Here is a 3,480-nt window from a genome sequence, read left to right as displayed (position 1 = left end):
GGGCCGCCGTCCGCGCGCCGGCGGCGGCCGCCGCGCGCCGGCCCCGGGTCACCGCGGCGTCGAGGTCGGAGCGGAACCGGGCGAAGGCCTCCGGGATGCCGGTCATCACATTCCCCACAGTCAGCTGGTCACGGTCAGCGTGCGGACGACGTGCCCGCACGCGGCGCGGACCCGGTCGGGCCCGTCCTCCGGGTACTGGCACCCGACGCTGACCTGGACGTCGTCCTGGAACAGGACGTACCAGTCGATGATGGCCGGGCCCGCCACTTCCCGGTAGTAAACGACATCCTTGTCCGCGAAGCGCGCGGAAGGGTCGAAGTCGGACACGTTCGACCGCTGGTCGTACTGCTCGCGCAACTCGGTCTCGGCCCGTCCCCGGTCCCGCGTGGCGTCGTAGTCGAGCTTGCGCTCCTCCACCGCGATGACGTCCAGCTCCGACTCCGGCGCCTCCGGCTTGATCAGCACCTTGCGGGTCTCGACGTCGCCTCCGGTCTGCTGCCAGCCGACCGGCGCGGTGAAGCTGTAGTCGTACTGGGCGATGGTGCGGCCCTCGGCGGTGGCCGACGGGGTGGTCGTCGCGGCGGTGGGCGTCGTCCCGCCGGTCGCGCCGCCGCCCTGCGCGAGCAGGAACGCCACCGACGCGCCGACGACCACGCACACCGCGACGACGGCGATGACGAGCACCGGCAGCCTGCTCTTGCGCGGGGGCGGAGGAGGCGGAGGGGGCGGCTGGGGGAAGAAGCCCGGCTGCGGGAACCCGGACGGCGGCGTGATCCGCCGGGTGATCTTCCGGGTCTGGTCGCCGGTGAGCTTCTGCGTGACGTCGCCCTGGCCGGCCGGCAGCGCGCCGGTGCGCAGCGGGTCCGCGCTCACCGCCCGCAGCGCGCCCCGCGCGACCACGGTCTCCGGCTGGTCGATGCTCGTCGGCACCACGCCGGACTGCTCCAGCACCAGCCGGGCGACCAGCGGGATGCGGCTCGACCCGCCGACCAGGAACACGCCGGCCAGCCCGCGCGGGTCCAGCCCGGCGTCGCGCACCACCGCCACGACCAGCGCGGCGGCCCGGGTGAGCGGGGCGGCGATCAGGCGTTCCAGGTCGGTCCGGGTGACGTGGGCGTCGGGGAACGGCGGCGGCATCGGCACGTCGGTGTAGGCGTGCCGGGACAGCGTCTCCTTCGCGCCGCGCACGTCCTGGCGCAGCACCCGGCGCTTGCGTCGGTCGGCCATCTCGCGGCCCTCGACGAGCTGCCGCCACGCGTCCGGGTCGCCCGGCGCGACCAGCGAGCCGATGTGCTCCAGCAACGCCTGGTCGATGTCCGCGCCGCCGAACGCGGGGTCGCCCTTGGTCGCGGGCACCCGGAACGCGCTGCCCTGGCGGGTGACCACGCTGGCGTCGACGGTGCCGCCGCCCAGGTCGAGCACGGCGAGCGCGGCGCCGTCCGGGATGGCGTGGGTCGCCGAGTGGAACACGGCCGCGGCCACCGGCTCGGGCACCAGCCGGATCTCCTGGCCCAGGCCCCGCGCGGCCTGCAGCAGCACGCGGGTGCGGATCGCGCCCCAGTCGGCGGGGTGGGTGAGGACGAGCAGGTCGACCCGCGCGCCGCCGGCGACGCGCCGCGCCTCGTCCACGGCGCGCGTGAGCACGGCCCGCACGACGTCGACCACGGGCAGCACGCTGGTGCCGAGCAGCAGCTCGCCCTCGTCGATGCGGCGCTTGGGGTGCGGCTCGTAGCGGGACGGGTCGACGGCCGCCTGGCGCTCCGCCTCCTGGCCGACGAACAGCGTGCCGTCGGCCGCCGCGAACACCGCCGAGGGCACGATCGGCTGACCGTCGACCACGACGACCTGCGGTTCCCGGCCGTGCAGGGACATCGCGACGCAGGTGCTGGACGTGCCGAAGTCCACCGCCACGTGCAAGCTCATCCGTCATCCCCTCGTCGGCCGGGGCGGGCCTGCATATGCATACCCCACGAGGCCGACGGTCCGTCGGCTGGTCGCGCGATCGCCTCCGCGGCGCGGTCGAAGGCGGCCTCCATGCGCTCGACCGCCCGCGCGGCGCCGACGTCGCGGTACTCCCGCAGGGCCGGTTCCAGCACGCGCACCGCGTCCTCGGGCCGGTCCAGCGCCAGGTACCCCTCGGCCATCGACGCGACCGCGTTCGCCGCGCCGATGGCCTCGCCGATCTCGACGAACTGCCGGTACGCCCCCGCCGCGAGCCGCACGCCCTCGGCGTGGTCGCCGGCGGCCACCGCGACCCGGCCGGCGAGGCTCGTGACGTAGCCGGCGCCGCGGGGGTCGTCGATCAGGTCGAGCAGCTCCATCGCCCGCGCCGCCGCCGCCACCGCGCGGTCCAGGTCGTCGTTGTCCAGCGCGCACCGGGCGACGCCGTAGTGCACCTGCACCTCGGGCAGCGTGAGCCCGAGGTCGCGGCAGATCGCCAGCGCCTCGTCGAAGTAGGCCAACGACTCCTCGTAGTGCCCGGACTCGCCGAGCAGCAGGGCGAGTTCCCGCACGGCCGAGCAGTACGCCGTCCGGGAGCCGCTGCGGCGGGCCACCGCGACGGCCCGGCGGCCCAGGTCGAGCGCCGGCTCCCGGCCCTGCATGTGGCGGTAGTGCGCGAGCGTGGCGAGGGCGAGCGCCTCGCCGACCGGGTCGCCGTGCCGGTGGTAGCCGTCGACGCACTCCTCCAGCACGCGCAGCACGTCGTCCTCGATCGACCTCTTCAGCAGCTGCAGCGCGCGGTGGTACTCCATCCGCCACGCCAGGGCGGCTTCGCCGTCGGCGCGCACGGCGTCGCGGGCCAGGCCCGCCAGCTCCACCACCCGGTCGTGCGGGATGTAGACGTCGAGGTACCTCATGGTGCGCAGGAAGAGGTCCGTGGCCACCACGCCCCAGCCGCGGCGGCTCGCCGTCTCGATCGCGCGCTCCAGCTGGACCTGCTCGATCAGCAGCCACTTGACGCCGTCCGCGGTCAGCCGCGCGACCTCCCGCGGCGTGAGCGCGTCCGACGGCTCGACCCGGTCCAGCGGGACCTCGTCGACGGTGACGGTCAGCCGCCGGCACGCGGCGTCCGCCAGCGCCGTCAGCGCGGCGAGGTAGTCGCGCAGGGCCGCCGTGCCGCCCTCGTCGGCGGCGGCCAGCTCGGCGGCGTACACGGCCAGGATGTCGTGCAGCCGGTACCGCGGCTCGCCGGTGGCGTCACGGCCCACCTCCTCCAGGAGGTTGGCCTCGACCAGCCGCTCCACCACCGGCTCCACGTCGTCCAGCCCGGTCAGCGCCCGAACCACCCAGGACGCCACGTCGGACGCGCCGAGCAGGCCCAGCCTGCGGAACGCCAGCGCCGCGTCCGGCGGCAGCGCCTCGTAGCTCAGCGCCAGGCTGGCCCGGACCTCCAGGTCTCCCGCGGCCAGCTCGTCGAGCCTGCGGCGCTCGTCGGCGAGCCGGGCGGCCAGCGTGGCCAGCGGCAGCGACCGGCGTGCG

Annotated in this window: 1 protein-coding gene and 1 pseudogene; both read right to left on the bottom strand. The window is 75.8% G+C overall.

The genetic code is table 11. The features are described from left to right. Positions 1–120 precede the first annotated feature (120 nt). Complete coding sequence (locus ACFQ3T_RS35375) at positions 121–1,923, bottom strand: type VII secretion-associated protein (protein WP_380730299.1); 1,803 nt, start codon at positions 1,921–1,923, stop codon at positions 121–123. Beyond that, a pseudogene (locus tag ACFQ3T_RS35370) lies at positions 1,920–3,480 on the bottom strand (hypothetical protein); the annotation flags it as partial. The pseudogene ACFQ3T_RS35370 and the gene ACFQ3T_RS35375, both read right to left, overlap by 4 nt.

Origin of the sequence: Saccharothrix hoggarensis (assembly GCF_042678885.1) — a bacterium.
GTDB lineage: Bacteria > Actinomycetota > Actinomycetes > Mycobacteriales > Pseudonocardiaceae > Actinosynnema > Actinosynnema hoggarensis.
Note: the sequence above shows the minus strand (reverse complement) of the source record. Positions and strands in the feature narration are given on the sequence as shown.